Annotated in this window: 13 protein-coding genes; 3 read left to right on the top strand and 10 right to left on the bottom strand. The window is 72.8% G+C overall.

Annotation, left to right across the window (positions count from 1 at the left end):
- Window positions 1-29 precede the first annotated feature (29 nt).
- On the top strand, window positions 30-1,043 hold the full coding sequence (locus EDJALFJO_RS32415) for a LacI family DNA-binding transcriptional regulator (protein WP_088290759.1): 1,014 nt from the start codon (window positions 30-32) through the stop codon (window positions 1,041-1,043).
- A gap of 36 nt (window positions 1,044-1,079) precedes the next feature.
- On the opposite strand, the gene EDJALFJO_RS32410 is transcribed toward EDJALFJO_RS32415, so the two are convergent.
- The 10 genes from EDJALFJO_RS32410 to EDJALFJO_RS32365 all read right to left on the bottom strand — a co-directional run bounded on the left by EDJALFJO_RS32410 (window position 1,080) and on the right by EDJALFJO_RS32365 (window position 13,851).
- On the bottom strand, window positions 1,080-2,051 hold the full coding sequence (locus EDJALFJO_RS32410) for a nucleoside hydrolase (RefSeq protein ID WP_198950859.1): 972 nt from the start codon (window positions 2,049-2,051) through the stop codon (window positions 1,080-1,082).
- Window positions 2,048-2,806 carry a glutamine amidotransferase gene (locus tag EDJALFJO_RS32405; protein ID WP_088290758.1) on the bottom strand — a complete coding sequence of 253 codons (759 nt, stop codon included), beginning with the start codon at window positions 2,804-2,806 and terminating at the stop codon, window positions 2,048-2,050. The genes EDJALFJO_RS32410 and EDJALFJO_RS32405 overlap by 4 nt, the downstream gene beginning before the upstream one ends.
- Window positions 2,807-2,870: 64 nt before the next feature.
- A complete protein-coding gene (locus EDJALFJO_RS32400; protein ID WP_088290757.1) occupies window positions 2,871-3,938 on the bottom strand; it encodes a phosphotriesterase in 1,068 nt (355 codons plus the stop codon).
- Window positions 3,935-4,930, bottom strand: coding sequence for an ABC transporter permease (locus tag EDJALFJO_RS32395; RefSeq protein WP_088290756.1), 996 nt, complete (start codon window positions 4,928-4,930; stop codon window positions 3,935-3,937). Before EDJALFJO_RS32395 ends, EDJALFJO_RS32400 begins: the two co-directional genes overlap by 4 nt.
- A complete protein-coding gene (locus tag EDJALFJO_RS32390) occupies window positions 4,931-5,641 on the bottom strand; it encodes a sugar ABC transporter ATP-binding protein (RefSeq protein ID WP_088290755.1) in 711 nt (236 codons plus the stop codon).
- 179 nt (window positions 5,642-5,820) lie between these two features.
- Window positions 5,821-6,807, bottom strand: a complete 987-nt coding sequence (locus tag EDJALFJO_RS32385; protein WP_088290754.1) for a substrate-binding domain-containing protein — start codon at window positions 6,805-6,807, stop codon at window positions 5,821-5,823.
- A gap of 136 nt (window positions 6,808-6,943) precedes the next feature.
- Window positions 6,944-7,678 carry a respiratory nitrate reductase subunit gamma gene (gene narI, locus EDJALFJO_RS32380; RefSeq protein ID WP_088290753.1) on the bottom strand — a complete coding sequence of 245 codons (735 nt, stop codon included), beginning with the start codon at window positions 7,676-7,678 and terminating at the stop codon, window positions 6,944-6,946.
- Window positions 7,675-8,442, bottom strand: coding sequence for a nitrate reductase molybdenum cofactor assembly chaperone (gene narJ, locus EDJALFJO_RS32375; RefSeq protein WP_198950857.1), 768 nt, complete (start codon window positions 8,440-8,442; stop codon window positions 7,675-7,677). The genes narI and narJ overlap by 4 nt, the downstream gene beginning before the upstream one ends.
- The gene (gene narH, locus EDJALFJO_RS32370) at window positions 8,439-10,079 is read right to left on the bottom strand and encodes a nitrate reductase subunit beta (protein ID WP_088290752.1); all 1,641 of its coding nucleotides are present in this window, start codon (window positions 10,077-10,079) and stop codon (window positions 8,439-8,441) included. The genes narJ and narH overlap by 4 nt, the downstream gene beginning before the upstream one ends.
- A gap of 1 nt (window position 10,080) precedes the next feature.
- A complete protein-coding gene (locus EDJALFJO_RS32365; RefSeq protein ID WP_198950856.1) occupies window positions 10,081-13,851 on the bottom strand; it encodes a nitrate reductase subunit alpha in 3,771 nt (1,256 codons plus the stop codon).
- 147 nt (window positions 13,852-13,998) lie between these two features.
- On the opposite strand from EDJALFJO_RS32365, the gene EDJALFJO_RS32360 reads away from it, so the two are divergent.
- Both EDJALFJO_RS32360 and EDJALFJO_RS32355 read left to right on the top strand, forming a co-directional pair.
- Window positions 13,999-15,384: a nitrate/nitrite transporter gene (locus EDJALFJO_RS32360; RefSeq protein ID WP_198950855.1), complete on the top strand. Its 1,386-nt coding sequence runs from the start codon at window positions 13,999-14,001 to the stop codon at window positions 15,382-15,384.
- Window positions 15,381-16,748 carry a nitrate/nitrite transporter gene (locus tag EDJALFJO_RS32355; RefSeq protein ID WP_198950854.1) on the top strand — a complete coding sequence of 456 codons (1,368 nt, stop codon included), beginning with the start codon at window positions 15,381-15,383 and terminating at the stop codon, window positions 16,746-16,748. The genes EDJALFJO_RS32360 and EDJALFJO_RS32355 overlap by 4 nt, the downstream gene beginning before the upstream one ends.
- Window positions 16,749-16,779: the final 31 nt, after the last annotated feature.

The following is a 16,779-nucleotide window of genomic DNA, read 5'->3' as shown; positions in this document are numbered from 1 at the left end:
GTGGTGCCGGTCGAGCAGAGGCGGGCAGGGTGGGTCGGACGGACGCGGTGCGCGGGCGCCGGAGCATCCATGACGTCGCCGCCGAGGCCGGGGTCTCCGTCGCCACCGTCTCCCGGGTGCTCAGCGGCGCACGGTCGGTCCGGGAGGACTCCGCGGCCGCCGTCCTCGCCGCCGTCGAGAAGCTCGGCTACCGGCCCAACCAGGTCGGCCGGGCCCTGCGCCGGCAGCAGACGCAGGTCGTCGGGATGGTCGTTCCCCGGGTCAACAACCCCTTCTTCCCGAGCATCGTCCAGGCCTGCGAGGAGGACCTGCGGGCGCGCGGCTACGCGTTGCTGCTCAGCACCTCGGACGACGACCCGGACGTCGAGCGGCAGCGCCTGGAGATGCTCGTGGACCGGCAGGTCGACGGCCTGCTCGTGAGCCCGTGCCGCTGGGCCGACAGCGGCCCCGCGGTCGCCGCGGCGCAGCGGCTCGTCCCGCTCGTCGAGCTCGACCGGGGCACCGACGGCTTCGGCGGCGACTTCGTCGCCGTCGACGACGACGGCGGGATCGGCCAGGTCGTCGACCACCTGCGGGCGAGCGGCCGGGCCCGGCTCGCGTTCGTCGGCAGCGACGAGGACAACTTCTCCGGCAAGGCCCGGCACGAGGCGTTCGTCCGGCGGGCCGGGCGGCTGCCGCGCGGCCACGTGCTGCTCGGGACGTTCTCCGAGGCCTGGGGCTACGAGGCGGGCCTGCGCGTGCTGCGCGGCGCGCCCCGGCCCGACGCGGTCGTCTGCGCCAACGACCTCATCGCCATCGGCGTCCTGCGCGCGGCCGAGGAGCTCGGGCTGTCGGTGCCCGGGGACGTCGCGGTGAGCGGCTACGACGACATCGACATGGCCCGGGTCTGCAAGCCGTCCCTGACGACCGTCCGCCAGCCCGTCGCCGAGCTCACGAGGACGGCGATCGACCTGCTGCTCGCCCGGATGGCCGACCGCGGCCGGCCGGCGACCCGCCGGCTCCTCGGGACGGCGCTCGTCGTCCGGGAGTCGACGGCCGGCTGACCACCGGCCGGGACCGGCCGCCCGTCCCGGTTCGGTTCAGCCGCCGAGCCGGTCGACCGCGTCGAGCACGAGGTCCCAGAAGCCCTCGGCGTCGAGCGTCATCGCGACACGGGCGTTGGGCGGGTCCGGGTAGCGGTGGTGCAGGTCGACGACGGTCGTGCCCCGGGTCCAGCGGCCCTCCAGCTCGACGGCGACGAAGGCCTCGCGCCACGTGAGCAGCCCTGGCCGCACGAGCGCGGCGATCGTGCACGGGTCGTGCACCGGCGGCGCCTCGAACTCCCACAGTGCGCGGTACGAGGAGCCGAAGAAGCCCATCCACTCCGCGCAGGTGCGCCCCACCGCGGTGTCGAGCGCGAGCATCCGCGCGACGACGTCCGGGGTGGCGAGCGCCTGGTGCGTGAGGTTGAGCCCGACCATCCGGACCGGCAGCCCGCTGCGCAGGACGACGTCGAGCGCCTCGGGGTCGGCGAACGTGTTGAACTCCGCGGTCGGGGTGTGGTTGCCGCGCTCCGTCGAGCCGCCCATGAAGACCACCTCGGCGATCGAGCCGGCGATCCCCGGGTGCTCCGTGAGCAGCGTCGCGACGTTCGTGATCGGGCCGGTCGCGACGACGGTGACGGGCCGGTCCGCCGACGAGACCGCTTCTGCGAGAACGGCGACCGCGCCCTCGGGCCGGGCCGCGAAGGCCGGCTCGGGCATCGCCGGGCCGTCGAGGCCGCTCACACCGTGGACGTAGTTGCCGAGCGCCGCCTCGCCGCGCAGCGGGCCGGCCGCCCCGGCGCCGACCGGCACGTCGTGGGCCCCGACGAGCGTGAGCACCCGCAGCGCGTTGCGGGTGGCGTCCTCGACCGAGCAGTTCCCGAAGGTCGTCGTCACGGCCCGCAGGTCGACCGCGGGGGACGCGACGGCGAGCAGGATCGCGACGGCGTCGTCGTGCCCGGGGTCGCAGTCGAGCACGACCGGGACCGGTATCACGCTGCCCGGGCCGGCGGCGTCCGGCGCCGTCACGACGCCACCGGGGCCGCGCCGAGCCAGCGCAGCATCGCGCCGACGACGGGCGCGAAGCCCGGCCAGCCGAGGAACTCCGTCGGGCACCAGTGCGGCCCGATGTCCGAGGTCCACACGAGGCTGCGGCCGGCACCGACCTCGCGGGTCGCGACGAGGACGTCGCCGCCGACCGTCGCGACGACGTGCGCGTCGGGGGTCGCGGTGACGTGGTTGTAGCCGAGCAGGTCGGGGGCGCCGTCCGGCCACGCCGCGCCGACCTCGTGGCCGGCGTCGACGAGGGCGACCGGGGCACCCTGCGGGGACTCGACCCGGTCGTCGCAGTCGAGCATCGTCACGGGCAGGACGTCGGCGAGCGGGCTGCGCGCGAAGTTCGCCCGCGCCTGGAAGCCCTGGAAGCTCAGGTAGCCGCCGGCCATCATGAGCCCGCCGCCCGCGCGCACCCAGTCGGCGAGCGCCATGAGGGCGTTGCCGGACCGCTGCCCGCCCACCCAGGTCTGCGGCGGCAGCAGGAAGCTGTTGGCGCCGATGTCGGACAGGATCACGACGTCGTACCCGGCCAGCGCCTCGACGGTGCGGGGGAACTTCGCCGGGACGTCGTGGCCGTACATCTGCTCGACCTCGACGCCCTGCCCCGCCGCGGCGGCGATGAACGCGTCGGCGCCGGTCTCGAAGGTCACGCTGCTGAAGCTGTCGAACCCCTTGTAGTGCGTGGCGTGCGAGATCCAGGACTCCCCGGCCAGCAGGACGCGTGCCATGTGTGTGACTCCTTCTGTCGTGCGGCTGGTTCTGTCGTGCGACTGGTTGCCGTCGTGCAGCCGGTCAGGCCCTCGTGAGCAGGGTGCGGGGGTTCGTGACGAGCAGCCGGTCGACGGCGTCGTCGTCCCAGCCGTGCCGCCGCAGCCGGGGCACGAAGTACTGCAGCACGTGCGCGTAGCCCGGGCCGCCGTGCCGGCGCAGGAGTGACTTGAGGAAGACGTCCTGGGAGACGAGCAGCCCGTCGAGGTGACCTCGGTCGGCGAGCCGGGTCAGCCACCGGGCGTTCTCCTCGTCGCTCGGGCACTGCACGCCCTGGTCGGCGTAGAAGACCTCCATGCCGATCATGTCGTACTGCACCCGGGCACCGCGGGCGAGCAGGCGCTCCTGGTAGGCCAGGTCGTCGCCGGAGGGCCCGAGGTGGCAGAGGACCACGCGGGCCGGGTCGACGCCCGCGGCCTCGACGACGTCGAGGACGTCCTCCCCCCGCCGGAACCAGGCCGGCAGGTGGACCTCGAGCGCGAGCCCGGTCGCGAGCACGACGGCGCACGCGGCCTGCAGGCTCGCCCGCTCGGCGGGCGTGAAGTCGGCGCCGACGCCGATCTCGCCGACGATGCCGGGCCGGATCCCGCCGACGCCGTGCTCGACGTCCGCGAGGACGATCTCCGCGACGGCCTGCGGCGGCAGGCCCCGGACGTCGTCCGGCTGGGCACCGTCGAGGTAGAACCCCGTTCCCGCGACGACGTGCACGCCGGTGCGCCGGCTCACCTCGCGCAGCCCCTCGAGGTCGCGGCCGATGCCGAGCCCGGTCGCCTCGACGATCGTGCCGCCGCCGAGGTCGGCGAAGCGCTGCACCTCGGCGACCGCGACCTCGACGTCGTCGAGGCGGCAGTTGTCGAGGTTGGCGAAGGGGTCCTGGCGCAGGTCCCAGAGGATGTCCTCGGTGACGGGCCGGTGCGCGAGGTCCTCGGGGTCCCAGCCGGGCGAGGAGGTCCGGTGCGCCCACGACGTGACGTCGTTGAGGATGTGCTCGTGGGTCAGCGTGACCCCGAGCGCGTCGACGGGCACCGGCCCGAGCACGGTCTCGACCGTGGGCACCGGCCGCGCACCCGACCCGGCGGCCGGCGCCGTCACGACCGGCTCCGGCGCAGGATCCGGCCGAACAGCCTGCTGTTCGCGAAGATCGCGCCGACGAGGATCACGCCCTGGACGATCGGCACCCAGTAGACGTCGACCCGCAGCAGCACGAGCCCGTTGCTGATGACGCCGAGCGTCACGGCCCCGAGCGCCGACCCGACGACTGACCCGCGACCACCCATGAGGCTCGTGCCGCCGAGGACGACCGCGGTGATGACCTCGAGCTCGAACGCGGTGCCGGAGTTCGACGACCCGCTCGCGAGCCGGGTCGCGGTGACGACCCCGGCGAGCGCCGCGAACACCCCGGTGAGGAGGAGCACCATGAGCTGCATCCGGCGGATGTCGACGCCGGAGCGGCGCAGCGACTCGGCGTTCGAGCCGACGGCGACGACGTAGCGGCCGAACCGGGTCTGGGTGAACACGTACCAGCCGGCGACGACCGTGCCGAGCGCGATCCACGTCGGGGTGTAGATGCCGAGGAGCTGCCCCTGGCCGAGCGGCAGCAGGACCGGGGACGTGATCGGGGTGCTGTAGCCCTGGGTGACGAGCAGCGCGACGCCGCGGACGGCGGTCAGCGCGGCGAGCGTGATGATGAACGACTGGAGCCGGCCGTATGCCGCGAACAGTCCGTTGACGACCCCGACGAGGGCGCCGATCGCGAGCGCGGACAGCAGCGCCACCAACGGGTTGCCGTCCTTGGCGAGCAGCGCGAGCACCGCCGCCGTGAGGCCGACGACGGAGCCGACCGACAGGTCGATCTGGCCGGTCGTGATGACGAACGTCATCGCGGTCGCGACGATGACCGTCGGCGCGACCTGGCGCAGGACGTTGACGAGGTTCTCGGTCGTGAGGAAGGCGTCGGTCCGCACCGAGAAGAAGACGACGAGGACGGCGAGCACGACGCCGATGGACAGCACCGGGAAGTTCCTCGCGACGAACGTCGCACGGGTCACGCGCCGGTCGGCGGCGGGGGCGGTCGTGGCGGACATCTAGCGTCCCATCATCGCGGTGACGAGGCCGGACAGGTCGATCGCGTCGGGGGCGACGTCGCGGTGGACGACCCCCTCGTAGAGCACGACGAACCGGTCGGCGACCTCGAAGAGGTCCTGGAGCCGGTGGGTGATGAGGACGACGCTCACGCCGCGGGCGGACACCTCGCGGATGAGCCCGAGCACGGTCTCGACCTCGCGGGCGGCCAGCGCCGCCGTCGGCTCGTCGAGCACGAGGACCTTGGGGTCGAACGTCACGGCCCGGGCGATCGCCACCGCCTGGCGCTGGCCGCCGGACATCGTCGCGACCTCCTGCCGGGTGTCCGGCACCCGGATGTGGAGGCGCTCGAGGTGCTCGGCCGCCTCGGTGTGCATCCGGTGGTGGTCCAGGCGGCGGTTCCAGCGGTGGTAGCTCTCGCGGCCGAGGAACAGGTTCGCGGCGACGTCGAGGTCGTTGCAGAGCGCGAGGTCCTGGTAGACCATCTCGATCCCGTGCGCGCGGGCGGCCCGCGGCCCGGCGCCGGTGACCTGCTCGCCGTCGATGGCGATCCACCCGGAGTCGGGGGTGTCGGCCCCGCTGAGCATCTTCATGAGCGTCGACTTGCCGGCCCCGTTGTCCCCGACAAGCCCGACGACCTGCCCCGCGGGGACGCTCAGCGTCACCCCGCGCAGCACGTCGAGCGCGCCGAAGCGCTTGCGGATGTCGGTCATCTCGATGCGGGGCGGCGGCTCGGTACGGGGCGGCGCGGTCACGCTTCAGCCTTCCATGAGGACCGGGCGGTGACCGGGTCCCGGCCGCGGGGCGTGCGGCCGGGACCCGGCGTCTCACCGGTGGGGCTGGTCGTGCGGGTCGTTCGTGCGGTCGGTGATGCGGTCGGTGATGCGGTCGGTCAGGGGAAGATCGCCCGGTACGGCTCGACGTTCTCCTTGGTGACGATCGTGATCGGGACGTCGATGAAGCCCTTGGGCGCGGCACCGCCGAGGATCGCCTTGAGCTCCTTGACGGCCTCCTCGCCCTCCTTCTTCGGGTCCTGCTGGACGACCGCCGTCACGAGGCCGGAGTCGACCGCGGCGATGACCTCCTTGGTGAGGTCCCAGCCGACGATCTTCGTCTTGCCGGTCGGCTTGAGCGCCGCCGCGGCACCGACGGTCGCCGGCTCGCCGGTCGTGTAGACGACGTCGAGGTCCTTCTGCGCCGTCACGAGGTTCTGTGCCGCGGCCGCGGCCTTCTCCTGGACGTTGTCGCCGCTGACGCTCTGGGTGTACTTCGCGCCCGCGGCGTCCATGACCTTGCGGAAGGCGTCCTCGCGCTGGTTCTGGATGAAGGAGTTCTTCGCGTCGACGACGCCGTAGGTCTTGTCCTTGGCCAGGCCCTTGTCGACCATCCACTGGCCGATCTGCTCGCCGGCCTTGGAGTTGTCGACGCCGACGAAGGTCTCGACGCTGCCGTCCTCGAGCTTGGCGTCGATGGCGACGACCTTGATGCCCTTGGCCCGCGCGGCCTTGACCGCCGGCAGCACCCCGTTGACGTCGATCGCGACGACGACGATCGCCGTGAGGTTCTGCGTCACGAAGCTCTCGATGTCGCTGTTCTGCTTGGCCGAGTCGTTGTTCGCGTTGGCGATCGTCAGCTCGCAGCCGACCTCCTTCGCGGCGGCCGTCGCTCCCTCGTTCATCTGCGTGAAGAAGACGGCCGTCTGGTTGATCTGGGACATCCCGATCGTGCAGGGCGCGGCCGCCGCGGACGACGAGGCGCTGCCCGCAGCCGTCGTCGAGCTCGTCGAGGCCGTGCTGTTACCGGTGCTGCAGCCGGTGAGGGCCAGTGCCGTGGTGACCCCCAGGAGCACCGCCGTCCGGGTCGTGGTCGCGACGTTCATCGTGACTCCCTCTCGCTTGGTAAACGATTACCATTGGTGCAGGAAGGTAGCGAACGCCGCGCCTCCGGCGCGATGCGCGCCGGGTTACGAGTGCGTAACTGTTCGTCCGGTGCCGGCGCGCGCCCCCGGTCTCGGGTCAGCTGCCGATCTTCTCCCAGCCCCGGCGCTCCTCGCGCGAGGAGCGCTGGGTGAGGTCCCGGGAGCGGTAGACGATGTAGGGCCGGCCGAGGTACCCCAGCGGCACCGAGAGCACGTGGACCAGCCGGGTGAAGGGCCACAGCGCGAACAGGAGCATCGCGACGACGGCGTGCGCCTGGAACGTGAAGGGCGTCGCGGCCATCAGCTCGCCGCGGGGATGCAGCCAGAAGACGCCGCGGAACCACACCGCGACGCTCTCCCGGTAGTCGTACGGGCCGCCGAGCAGGTTGCCGTGGATGGTGTTCGCGACGCCGAGGACGACGACGGCGCCGAGCACGACGTAGAGCAGCTTGTCCGTCCGCGTCGTCGCCCGGAAGACCCGCCGCACGCTGCGCCGCCGGACCACGAGGAGCACGAGGCCGACCAGGGTCATGAGGCCCGCGACGGTCCCGGCGCTCACCGCGGTCACGTGGTAGACGTGCTCACTGATCCCGACCGCCGAGGTCCAGGACGCCGGGACGACGAGCCCGATCACGTGGCCGCCGAGCGCCATGAGGATGCCGAGGTGGAACAGCGGCGAGCCGAGCCGCAGCAACCGGCTCTCGTAGATCTGCGACGAGCGCGTCGTCCAGCCGAACTGGTCGTACCGGTAGCGCCACACGTGCCCGACGACGAAGACGGCGAACGCGACGTACGGCAGGACGACCCACAGCAGGGTCTGGGTGCTGCTCACCGGTGGTCTCCTCGGTGGCTCGTCGGGGAGCTGCGGAAGGGGGCCGTCCACGACGGGAGGCCGACGGTCTCGGTCGGCGGGCCGGCGGCCGCGAGGTCGGCGGCCGCCTCCGCCTCGGCGCGGGCCTGGGCCGGGGTCAACGCCGGCAGCAGCGCGAGCACGGCCGCAACGCCGTCCGCGTACGGCGAGCGCCGCGCGACCAGGGCCTCCCGCAGCAGGACCAGGCCCTTGCGGTGCTCGACGAGCACCCGCACCGCGACCTCCTCGTCACCGACGGCCGCGAGCTCGAGGACGACCGGGAGGTGGTCGGGCAGCTCACCGCCGGCGGGCTCGGCCCCGCACGCCGCGAGCGACGCCTTGATCCGCCACAGCGCCGCGCCGCGGCGCCGGGTGTCACCGTGCAGGTAGTACGTCAGGTGCAGCGAACAGCGCCGACGGGTGTCGATCGTCGCGACGTAGTGCTCCTGCGCCGCCAGAGGTTCCGTGGCCCGCAGCGCGGCGACGAGCCGGGCCAGAGGCTCGCCGACCGCCGGGTCGAGCCGACCGGTGACGGCGTCCACGGCCTCGGCGACGGAGGCCAGCGCGCCGTGCACGGCGTCGTCCGGGTACCCGACCAGGACGGCGAGCGCCGCCCACGCGACGGCCCGCGGGCCGGTCGCCGGGTGCAGCCCGGCGGGGTCGGGCAGCACCGGCGGTTCGTGGCCGTCCATCGGGTGCGCGGGCGGCCCGTCGGTGCGCAGCAGCGGGAGCAGGGGGTGGGTCACGGCTCCACCGCCGGGTCGATGTCGGTGTACCGCTCGGCGGTCGCACGTGCCTTCGTCAGGTGGAACGACTCGATGGACACCGGCACCGGCTCGCCGGGGCGGCGCTGCGGCGGGCCGCTGCCGCCGGGCTCGCCGACCGAGCAGCCGGGCAGCTCCTCGAGCCCGAGGTGCGCCGCGGCGTCCACCGCGCCGCCGCCCTCGACGTGCGCGAGCGGGATGACGTAGCGCTCGTCGTACTTGGCGATCGCGAGCAGCCGGTACATCCGGCGGATCGCGTCCTGCGTCATACCGACCCGGGCCGCGATCGCGGCGCGCTTGTGCGCCAGCGCCTCCCGGACCTCGGGGGCGGTCTCGACGAAGTCGCCCCGCATGTACGCCCGCATCGCAGCGAGCTTGGCGAGCACGCCCTGGACGAGCTCGACGTCACCGGCGGAGAGGATCTCGGCGAGGTACTCGGCGGGGATCCGCATCTCCCCCACCGCCGCGAACAGGACGTCCGGGTGCTCGGCGTCCAGACCGGCGTCCGCGAGCGCGTCGACCATCGGCGACAGCGGCGGGACGTACCAGACCATGGGCAGCGTCCGGTACTCCGGGTGCAGCGGCAGCGCGACCCGGAAGTCCTTGACGAGCGCGTGGACCGGCGACCGCTGCGCGGCCTCGACCCAGTCCCGCGGGATCCCGTCCCGGGCGGCCGCGGCGGCGACCTCGGGGTCGTTCGGGTCCAGGAGCAGGTCCATCTGCGCCTCGTAGAGGTCCTGCGGGTCGGGCGTCGCCGCGGCCGCGGCGACCTTGTCGGCGTCGTAGAGCATGACGCCGAGGTAGCGCAGCCGGCCGACGCACGTCTCCGAGCACACCGTCGGCAGCCCGACCTCGAGGCGCGGGTAGCACAGCGTGCACTTCTCGGCCTTGCCCGTGCGGTGGTTGAAGTAGACCTTCTTGTACGGGCAGTTCGACACGCACATCCGCCAGCCGCGGCAGCGGTCCTGGTCGACGAGGACGATGCCGTCCTCGGAGCGCTTGTACATCGCCCCGCTCGGGCACGCCGCGACGCACGACGGGTTGAGGCAGTGCTCGCAGATCCGCGGCAGGTAGAACATGAAGGTCTTCTCGAACTCCATGCGGATCCGCTTCTCCAGCGGCTGGGTCTCCTCGAGCTTCTGGACGACCGGGTCGGACGGCCCGTGCTCCGGGGCGCCGCCGAGGTCGTCGTCCCAGTTCGAGCCCCACTCGATCTTCATCGGGCGGCCGGTGATGAGCGACTGCGGCCGGGCGACCGGGGTGTGCTCCTGCGCCGGGGCGGACAGGAGCATGTCGTAGTCGTACGTCCAGGGCTCGTAGTAGTCGTCGAGCGTCGGCATCTGCGGGTTGCCGAAGATCGAGATCAGCCGCTTGAGCCGGCCGCCGCTCTTCAGCTGCAGCCGCCCGCGCCGGTCGAGCGTCCAGCCGCCCTTCCAGCGCTCCTGGTCCTGCCAGCGCCGCGGGTAGCCCTGGCCGGGCCGGGTCTCGACGTTGTTGAACCACACGTACTCGACGCCGGCGCGGTTGGTCCACGCCTGCTTGCACGTCACCGAGCACGTGTGGCACCCGATGCACTTGTCGAGGTTCATGACCATCGCGGTCTGGGCCATGACCCGCATGTCAGTACTCCACGTCCTGGGAGCGGCGGCGGACGACGGTGATCTCGTCGCGCTGGTTGCCGGTGGGCCCGTAGTAGTTGAAGCCGTAGGACAGCTGCGCGTACCCACCGATGAGGTGGGTCGGCTTGATGAGCAGCCGGGTCAGCGAGTTGTGGATGCCGCCGCGCTTGCCGGAGACCTCGCTCCGGGGGACGTCCACGGTCCGATCCTTGGCGTGGTACATGTACACGGTGCCCTCGGGCATCCGGTGCGAGACGCAGGCCCGGGCGACGACGACGCCGTTGCGGTTGACCGCCTCGACCCACTCGTTGTCCTTGACCCCGATGGTCGCCGCGTCCTGCGCGCTCATCCAGATCTCCGGCCCGCCGCGGGACAGGCTCAGCATGAAGAGGTTGTCCTGGTACTCGGAGTGGATCGACCACTTCGAGTGCGGTGTGAGGTACCGGACCGTCACCTGCGCGTGGCCGCCGGCGTCGGTGGCGTCGAGCGTCGGGTCGCCGAAGAGCCGGTGCATGTTGAGCGGCGGGCGGTACGTCGGCAGCTGCTCGCCGAGCTCGGCCATCCACGCGTGGTCGAGGAAGAAGTGCTGCCGGCCGGTGAGGGTGTGCCAGGGCTTCTTCCGCTCGACGTTGACGGTGAACGGCGAGTAGCGGCGGCCGCCGTGCTCGGAGCCGGACCACTCGTGGGACGTGATGACCGGCACCGGGCGGGCCTGGGTGTCCGCGAACGTCACCCGCTTGCCCTCGTTGTCCTCGGCGAGGTCCGCGAGCCGGCGCCCGGTGCGCGCCTCGAGCCAGCGGAAGCCCTCGGTCGCGATCCGGCCGTTCGTCGTGCCGGAGAGGGCGAGGATCGCCTCGCAGGCCATCGCGGCGGTCGCGAGCGACGGCCGGTCGGCGAACCGCTCCGGGGCGCGGACGCCGTCCGGCACCCGCGCGGGGCCGTTGACCCGGCGCAGCAGCTCGACCTCCTCGGCCGGCACGACCGGGATGCCCTTGACGACGGTGCCGAGGGTCTCGACGTTCGGGCCGAGCGCGGACATCATCGCGCCGACGGCGCCGTAGTCGCGTTCGACGGCGACGATCGTCGGCATCGTCACGCCGGGGACCGGCTCGCACTCGCCGCGCGACCAGTCCTTGACGAGTCCGTGCGGCTGCGCGGTCTCCCCCGGCGAGTCGTGCTGGAGCGGGACGGCGACGACGTCCGTCCGAACGCCGAGCCGCGGCCCGGCGAGCCGGGAGAACTCGTGCGCGAGCGACGTGAACGCGTCGTAGTCGCTGCGGGTCTCCCACGGCGGTGCGATGGCCGGTGTGAACGCGTGGACGAACGGGTGCATGTCCGTGCTCGACAAGTCGTGCTTCTCGTACCAGGTCGCGGCCGGGAGCAGGACGTCGCTGAACAGGCCGGTGCTCGTCATCCGGAAGTCCAGGCTCACGAGCAGGTCGAGCTTTCCCTCGGCCGCCTCGTCCCGCCACGTCACCTCGACCGGACGGCGCTCGGGCGGCGACTCCTGCGCGCGCAGCGAGGCGTCGGTGCCGAGCAGGTGCTTGAGGAAGTACTCGTTGCCCTTGGACGACGAGCCGAGCAGGTTGGCCCGCCACACGGTGAGCACCCGCGGGAAGTTCTCCGGGGCGCCCGGGTCCTCGCAGGCGAACCGCAGCCGGCGCTCGCGCAGCTCGCGGACGACGTAGTCGGCGGCCGAGACCCCTTCCGCCGCAGCGGCGTCGGCGAGGTCGAGCGGGTTGCGGTCGAACGTCGGGTAGCTCGGCAGCCAGCCCATCCGGGTCGCCTGGACGAGCGTGTCGGCCAGGGCCCGGCCCTCGAAGAGGCCCTGCCCGAGCGGGGACGCGAGCTCGTCGGCGCCGAACCCGTCGTAGCGCCACTGCTCGGTCGCGAGGTACCAGAACGCCGTGCCGGCCATCTGCCGGGGCGGGCGCACCCAGTCGAGAGCGAACGCGAGCTGGGCCCAGCCGGTGTACGGCCGGCACTTCTCCTGCCCGACGTAGTGCGCCCAGCCGCCGCCGTTGACGCCCTGGCAGCCGGTGAGGCTCGTCAGGGTGAGGATCGCCCGGTAGATCGTGTCGGAGTGGAACCAGTGGTTGGTCCCGGCGCCGAGCAGGATCATCGAGCGGCCGTTCGTCTCCTCGGCGTTCGCGGCGAACTCACGGCCGATCCGGGCGACGGTCGCCGCCGGGACGCCGGTGACCTCCTCCTGCCACGCCGGGGTGTACGGCTGCGGGTCGTCGTAGCCCGTCGGCCACTGCCCCGGCAGGTCGCCGCGTGCGACGCCGAACTGGGCGAAGAGCAGGTCCATGACGGTCGTCACGAGCCGCCCGCCGACCCGGGTCGCGGGCACCCCGCGGCGCAGCACGGCACCACCCTCGCGGGGCTGCTCGCTGTGCCCGCCGCGGCTCGGGTCGAGGTCGAAACGCGGCAGGTCGACGGCGACGTGCTCGACGCCGTCGCGGCCGAGCAGCGAGAGCACCGGGTCGACGCCCCCGAGGTCGAGGTTCCAGCGGCCCTTCCCGGACTCGGTGTGCCGGAAGCCCAGGGACCCGTTGGGCACGAACGGCTCACCGGTCGCGGCGTCGAGGCCGACGGTCTTCCAGTCCCCGCCCTCCGCGCTCTCGCCGTCGAGGTCGGACGCCGTGAGGAAGCGGCCCGGCACGTGGGCGCCGTCCCGCTCCTCGAGCGTGAGGAGGAAGGGCAGGTCGGTGTACTGCTTGACGTAGTCGACGAAGTACGGCACCTGCCGCTGCACGAAGAACTCGGTGAGGACGACGTGCGCCATCGCCATCGCGAGGGCGCCGTCGGTGCCCGGGTGCGCGGGCAGCCACTCGTCGGCGAACTTCGTGTTGTCCGCGTAGTCGGGGCTGACGGTGACGATCTTCGTGCCCTTGTAGCGGACCTCGGCCATGAAGTGCGCGTCCGGCGTCCGGGTCACGGGCACGTTCGAGCCCCACATGACGAGGTAGCCGGCGTTCCACCAGTCGGCCGACTCGGGGACGTCGGTCTGGTCGCCGAAGACCTGCGGACTGGCGATCGGCAGGTCGGCGTACCAGTCGTAGAACGAGAGCATGGTGCCGCCGAGCAGGCTCGTGTAGCGGGCGCCGCAGGCGTGGCTCGCCATGCTCATCGCGGGGATCGGCGAGAAGCCGGCGACCCGGTCCGGGCCCCACCGCTCGATCGTGTGCACCTGCGCGGCGGCGACGATCTCGAGCGCCTCGGCCCACGTCGCACGGACGAGCCCGCCCTTGCCGCGGGCCTTCTTGTACCGGGCGGCGGTCTGCGGGTCGTCGACGACCGACGCCCAGGCGGCGACCGGGTCACCGCCGTGCGCGGCCTTGGCCGCCCGGTACAGCTCGAGGAGGACGCCGCGGACGTACGGGTACCGCACGCGGGTCGGCGAGTACGTGTACCAGGAGAAGGCCGCGCCGCGCGGGCAGCCGCGTGGCTCGTACTCCGGGGAGTCCGCGCCGACCGACGGGTAGTCGGTCTGCTGGGTCTCCCACGTGATGATGCCGTCCTTGACGTAGACCTTCCACGAGCACGAGCCCGTGCAGTTCACACCGTGCGTGGAACGGACCACCTTGTCGTGGCTCCAACGGTCCCGGTAGAACGTGTCACCCGACCGGCCGCCGACGAGGTGCAGGCTTCGCAGGTCGTCGGAGACCGTCGTGGGCTGCAGGCTGCGCCGGGCGCGCAGGACACCGGCGACGAGCTGGTCCTCCAGTCCGGCGGCGGGCGGGGCGGGGCGGACGTCATGAGAGGGCACGGTCCCCAGCCAACGGCCGACCGCCGTCCGGGCACGAGGGACCTTCTCCCCCACCTGCCGGGACCATCGACGCGGGGACCTTGTGCTCACCGGGACAGGGCGATGGCCGCTGATCTCCGCGGCGGCCGGACGGCGAGAGTCGGTGCCGTGACCACTCTCGACGTCGCAGACCGACCCGCGCCGCCCGAAGGCCCGGCCGCTGCCGGCCCGGGCCGGGCCCGGGTGCTCACCCTGTCCACCGCGGGCTTCACACTGATGTTCGCGGTCTGGCTCATGTTCGGCATCCTCGGCATCCCGATCCGCAAGGAGTTCGGGCTCACCGACGTCCAGCTGTCGTGGGTCACGAGCGTCGCGATCCTCAACGGCTCGATCTGGCGGCTGCTCACCGGCATCGCGGCGGACCGCTGGGGCGGCCGTCGGGTGCTCACCGTGATGCTCGCGACGACCGCGGTGCCCTGCGTGCTCGTCGCGAACGCCCGCAGCTACGGCGCGCTGCTCGTGGCCGCGTTCCTCGTCGGGTTCGCCGGCAACGCGTTCTCGGTCGGCATCTCGTGGAACAGCGCCTGGTGGCCCCGCGAGCGGCAGGGCCTGGCGCTCGGGGTCTTCGGGGCCGGCAACGTCGGCGCCTCCGTCACGAAGTTCATCGGCCCCGCGCTCATCGCCTCGGTCCCGGCCGCGGGCTACGCGGGCGGCCTCGTGCCCGGTGGCTGGCGTTTCGTGCCGATGCTCTACGCCGCCCTGCTCCTCGTCGCGGCGGCCGCGACCTGGCGGCTCGCCCCGCGGCCGGACCGCCGCCCCGGTCGGGGCCGCGGCCTGCGCGAGCAGCTCGTCCCGCTGCGGTCGGTGCGGGTGTGGCGGTTCAGCCTCTACTACGTCGTCGTCTTCGGCGCCTACGTCGCGCTCTCGGCGTGGCTGCCCAAGTACTACGTCGACGTCTACGACGTCCCGCTCTACGAGGCAGCGCTGCTCACGGCCCTGTTCATCTTCCCCGCGTCGCTGCTGCGCCCGGTCGGCGGGCACCTGTCCGACCGGTTCGGCGCCCGCCGGGTCATGTACGCGACGTTCGCGGTCATGCTCGCCGCGAGCGGGACGCTCATGATGCCGTACGGCCACGTCACGGTCGTGCTCGCGGACGGCCGGCAGCGCGACGTCCTGCCCTGGTACCCCGGCGTCGTCGGCTTCACGGTGCTCGTCGTCGTCCTCGGGGTCGCGATGGGTGTCGGGAAGGCCGCTGTCTACAAGCACATCCCCGAGTACTTCCCGGGCGACGTCGGCGCCGTGGGCGGCCTCGTCGGGATGCTCGGCGGCCTCGGCGGGTTCTTCCTCCCACCGGTCTTCGCCTACGCCCAGCGCTGGTCGGGCGCGCCGCAGAGCACGTTCGGCGTGCTGTTCCTCGTGACCGCCGCCGCGGCGCTGTGGATGCACCTCACCGTGCACCGGATGCTGCACGCGGGCAGCCCGCACCTCGCCGACTCCTTCGAGCACGCCGCCGGCACCCCGGCAGCCGCAACCCCACGAGAGGTCCTGACATGACAGCGCCCGCCGCGGACCGGCCGACCGCCCCCCGCTTCAGCACCCGGCCCCGCCTGGCCGGCGACGACTGGATCACCGACTGGGACCCCGAGGACCCGCAGCGCTGGAGCCCGCGTCTGGCCTGGACGACGCTCGCGGTCTCGACGTACTGCCTCAACCTCGCGTTCGTCGCGTGGTTCCTCGTGAGCGCGATCGCCCCGCGCCTGAACGCCATCGGGTTCGACCTCGACAAGGGCCGGCTCTACTGGCTCACCGCGATGCCGGGCCTGGCCGGCGGGCTGCTCCGCATCCTCTGGATGTTCCTGCCGCCGCTGCTCGGCACCCGCAAGCTCGTCACCCTCTCGACGGCGCTGCTCGCGATCCCGCTCCTCGGCTGGGGCTGGGCCGTCCGGGACCCCGGCACCCCCTACTCGATGCTCCTGCTGCTCTCGTTCGCCTGCGGCATCGGCGGCGGCGTCTTCTCCGGCTTCATGCCGAGCACCTCCTACTTCTTCCCGAGGGCCAAGCAGGGCACGGCGCTGGGCATCCAGGCGGGCGTCGGCAACTTCGGCGTGAGCGTCGTGCAGTTCCTCGTGCCCTGGGTCGTCGGGTTCTCGCTCTTCGGCACCTCGGCGCTCGCGCCCGAGGTCAGCCGCGACCTCAAGACCGGCGAGACCGGCACGATGTGGCTGCACAACGCCGGCATCGTCTTCCTGCCGTGGGTCGCGCTCGGCGTCGTCCTCGCCTGGACCGTGCTGCGCAGCGTGCCGGTGCAGGCGAACCTGCGCCAGCAGCTCGACATCTTCTCCGAGAAGCACACCTGGCTCATGACGGCGCTCTACATCATGACCTTCGGGGTGTTCTCCGGCTTCGCGGCCCAGTTCGGCCTGCTCATCAAGAACCTCTACGGCGGCTTCCCGGACGCGCCCGACCCGCTCGCGTTCGCCTTCCTCGGGCCGCTCGTCGGCTCCGCCGCCCGGGTCGCGTGGGGGCCGCTCTGCGACCGGTTCGGCGGCGCCCGGTGGACCGTCGTCTCCGGTGTCGGGATGGCCGCGAGCACCGCGTTCACAGCACTGTGGCTCACGCCGTCCGGCCGCGGCGAGTTCACCTGGTTCCTCACCGGGATGCTCCTGCTCTTCTTCTTCGCCGGCGTCGGGAACGCCTCGACCTTCAAGCAGATGCCGATGATCTTCGAACGGCGGCAGGCCGGCGGCGTCATCGGCTGGACGGGCGCCATCGCCGCCTTCGGGCCGTTCATCGTCGGCGTCGCGCTCTCGGTCATCAGCCCGACGACGTTCTTCGTCGCCTGCACCGTCTACTTCGTCGCCTGCGTCGCGATCGCCTGGCACTACTACGCCCGGCCCGGCGCCGAGCGACCGAGCTGACGCGTCCCTCCCCGCCCCGGCCCCCGCACGA

The sequence above is a fragment of the Kineosporia sp. A_224 genome (assembly GCF_002198655.1).
In the GTDB taxonomy this organism is placed as follows: Bacteria; Actinomycetota; Actinomycetes; order Actinomycetales; family Kineosporiaceae; genus R-H-3.
Note: the sequence above shows the minus strand (reverse complement) of the source record. Positions and strands in the feature narration are given on the sequence as shown.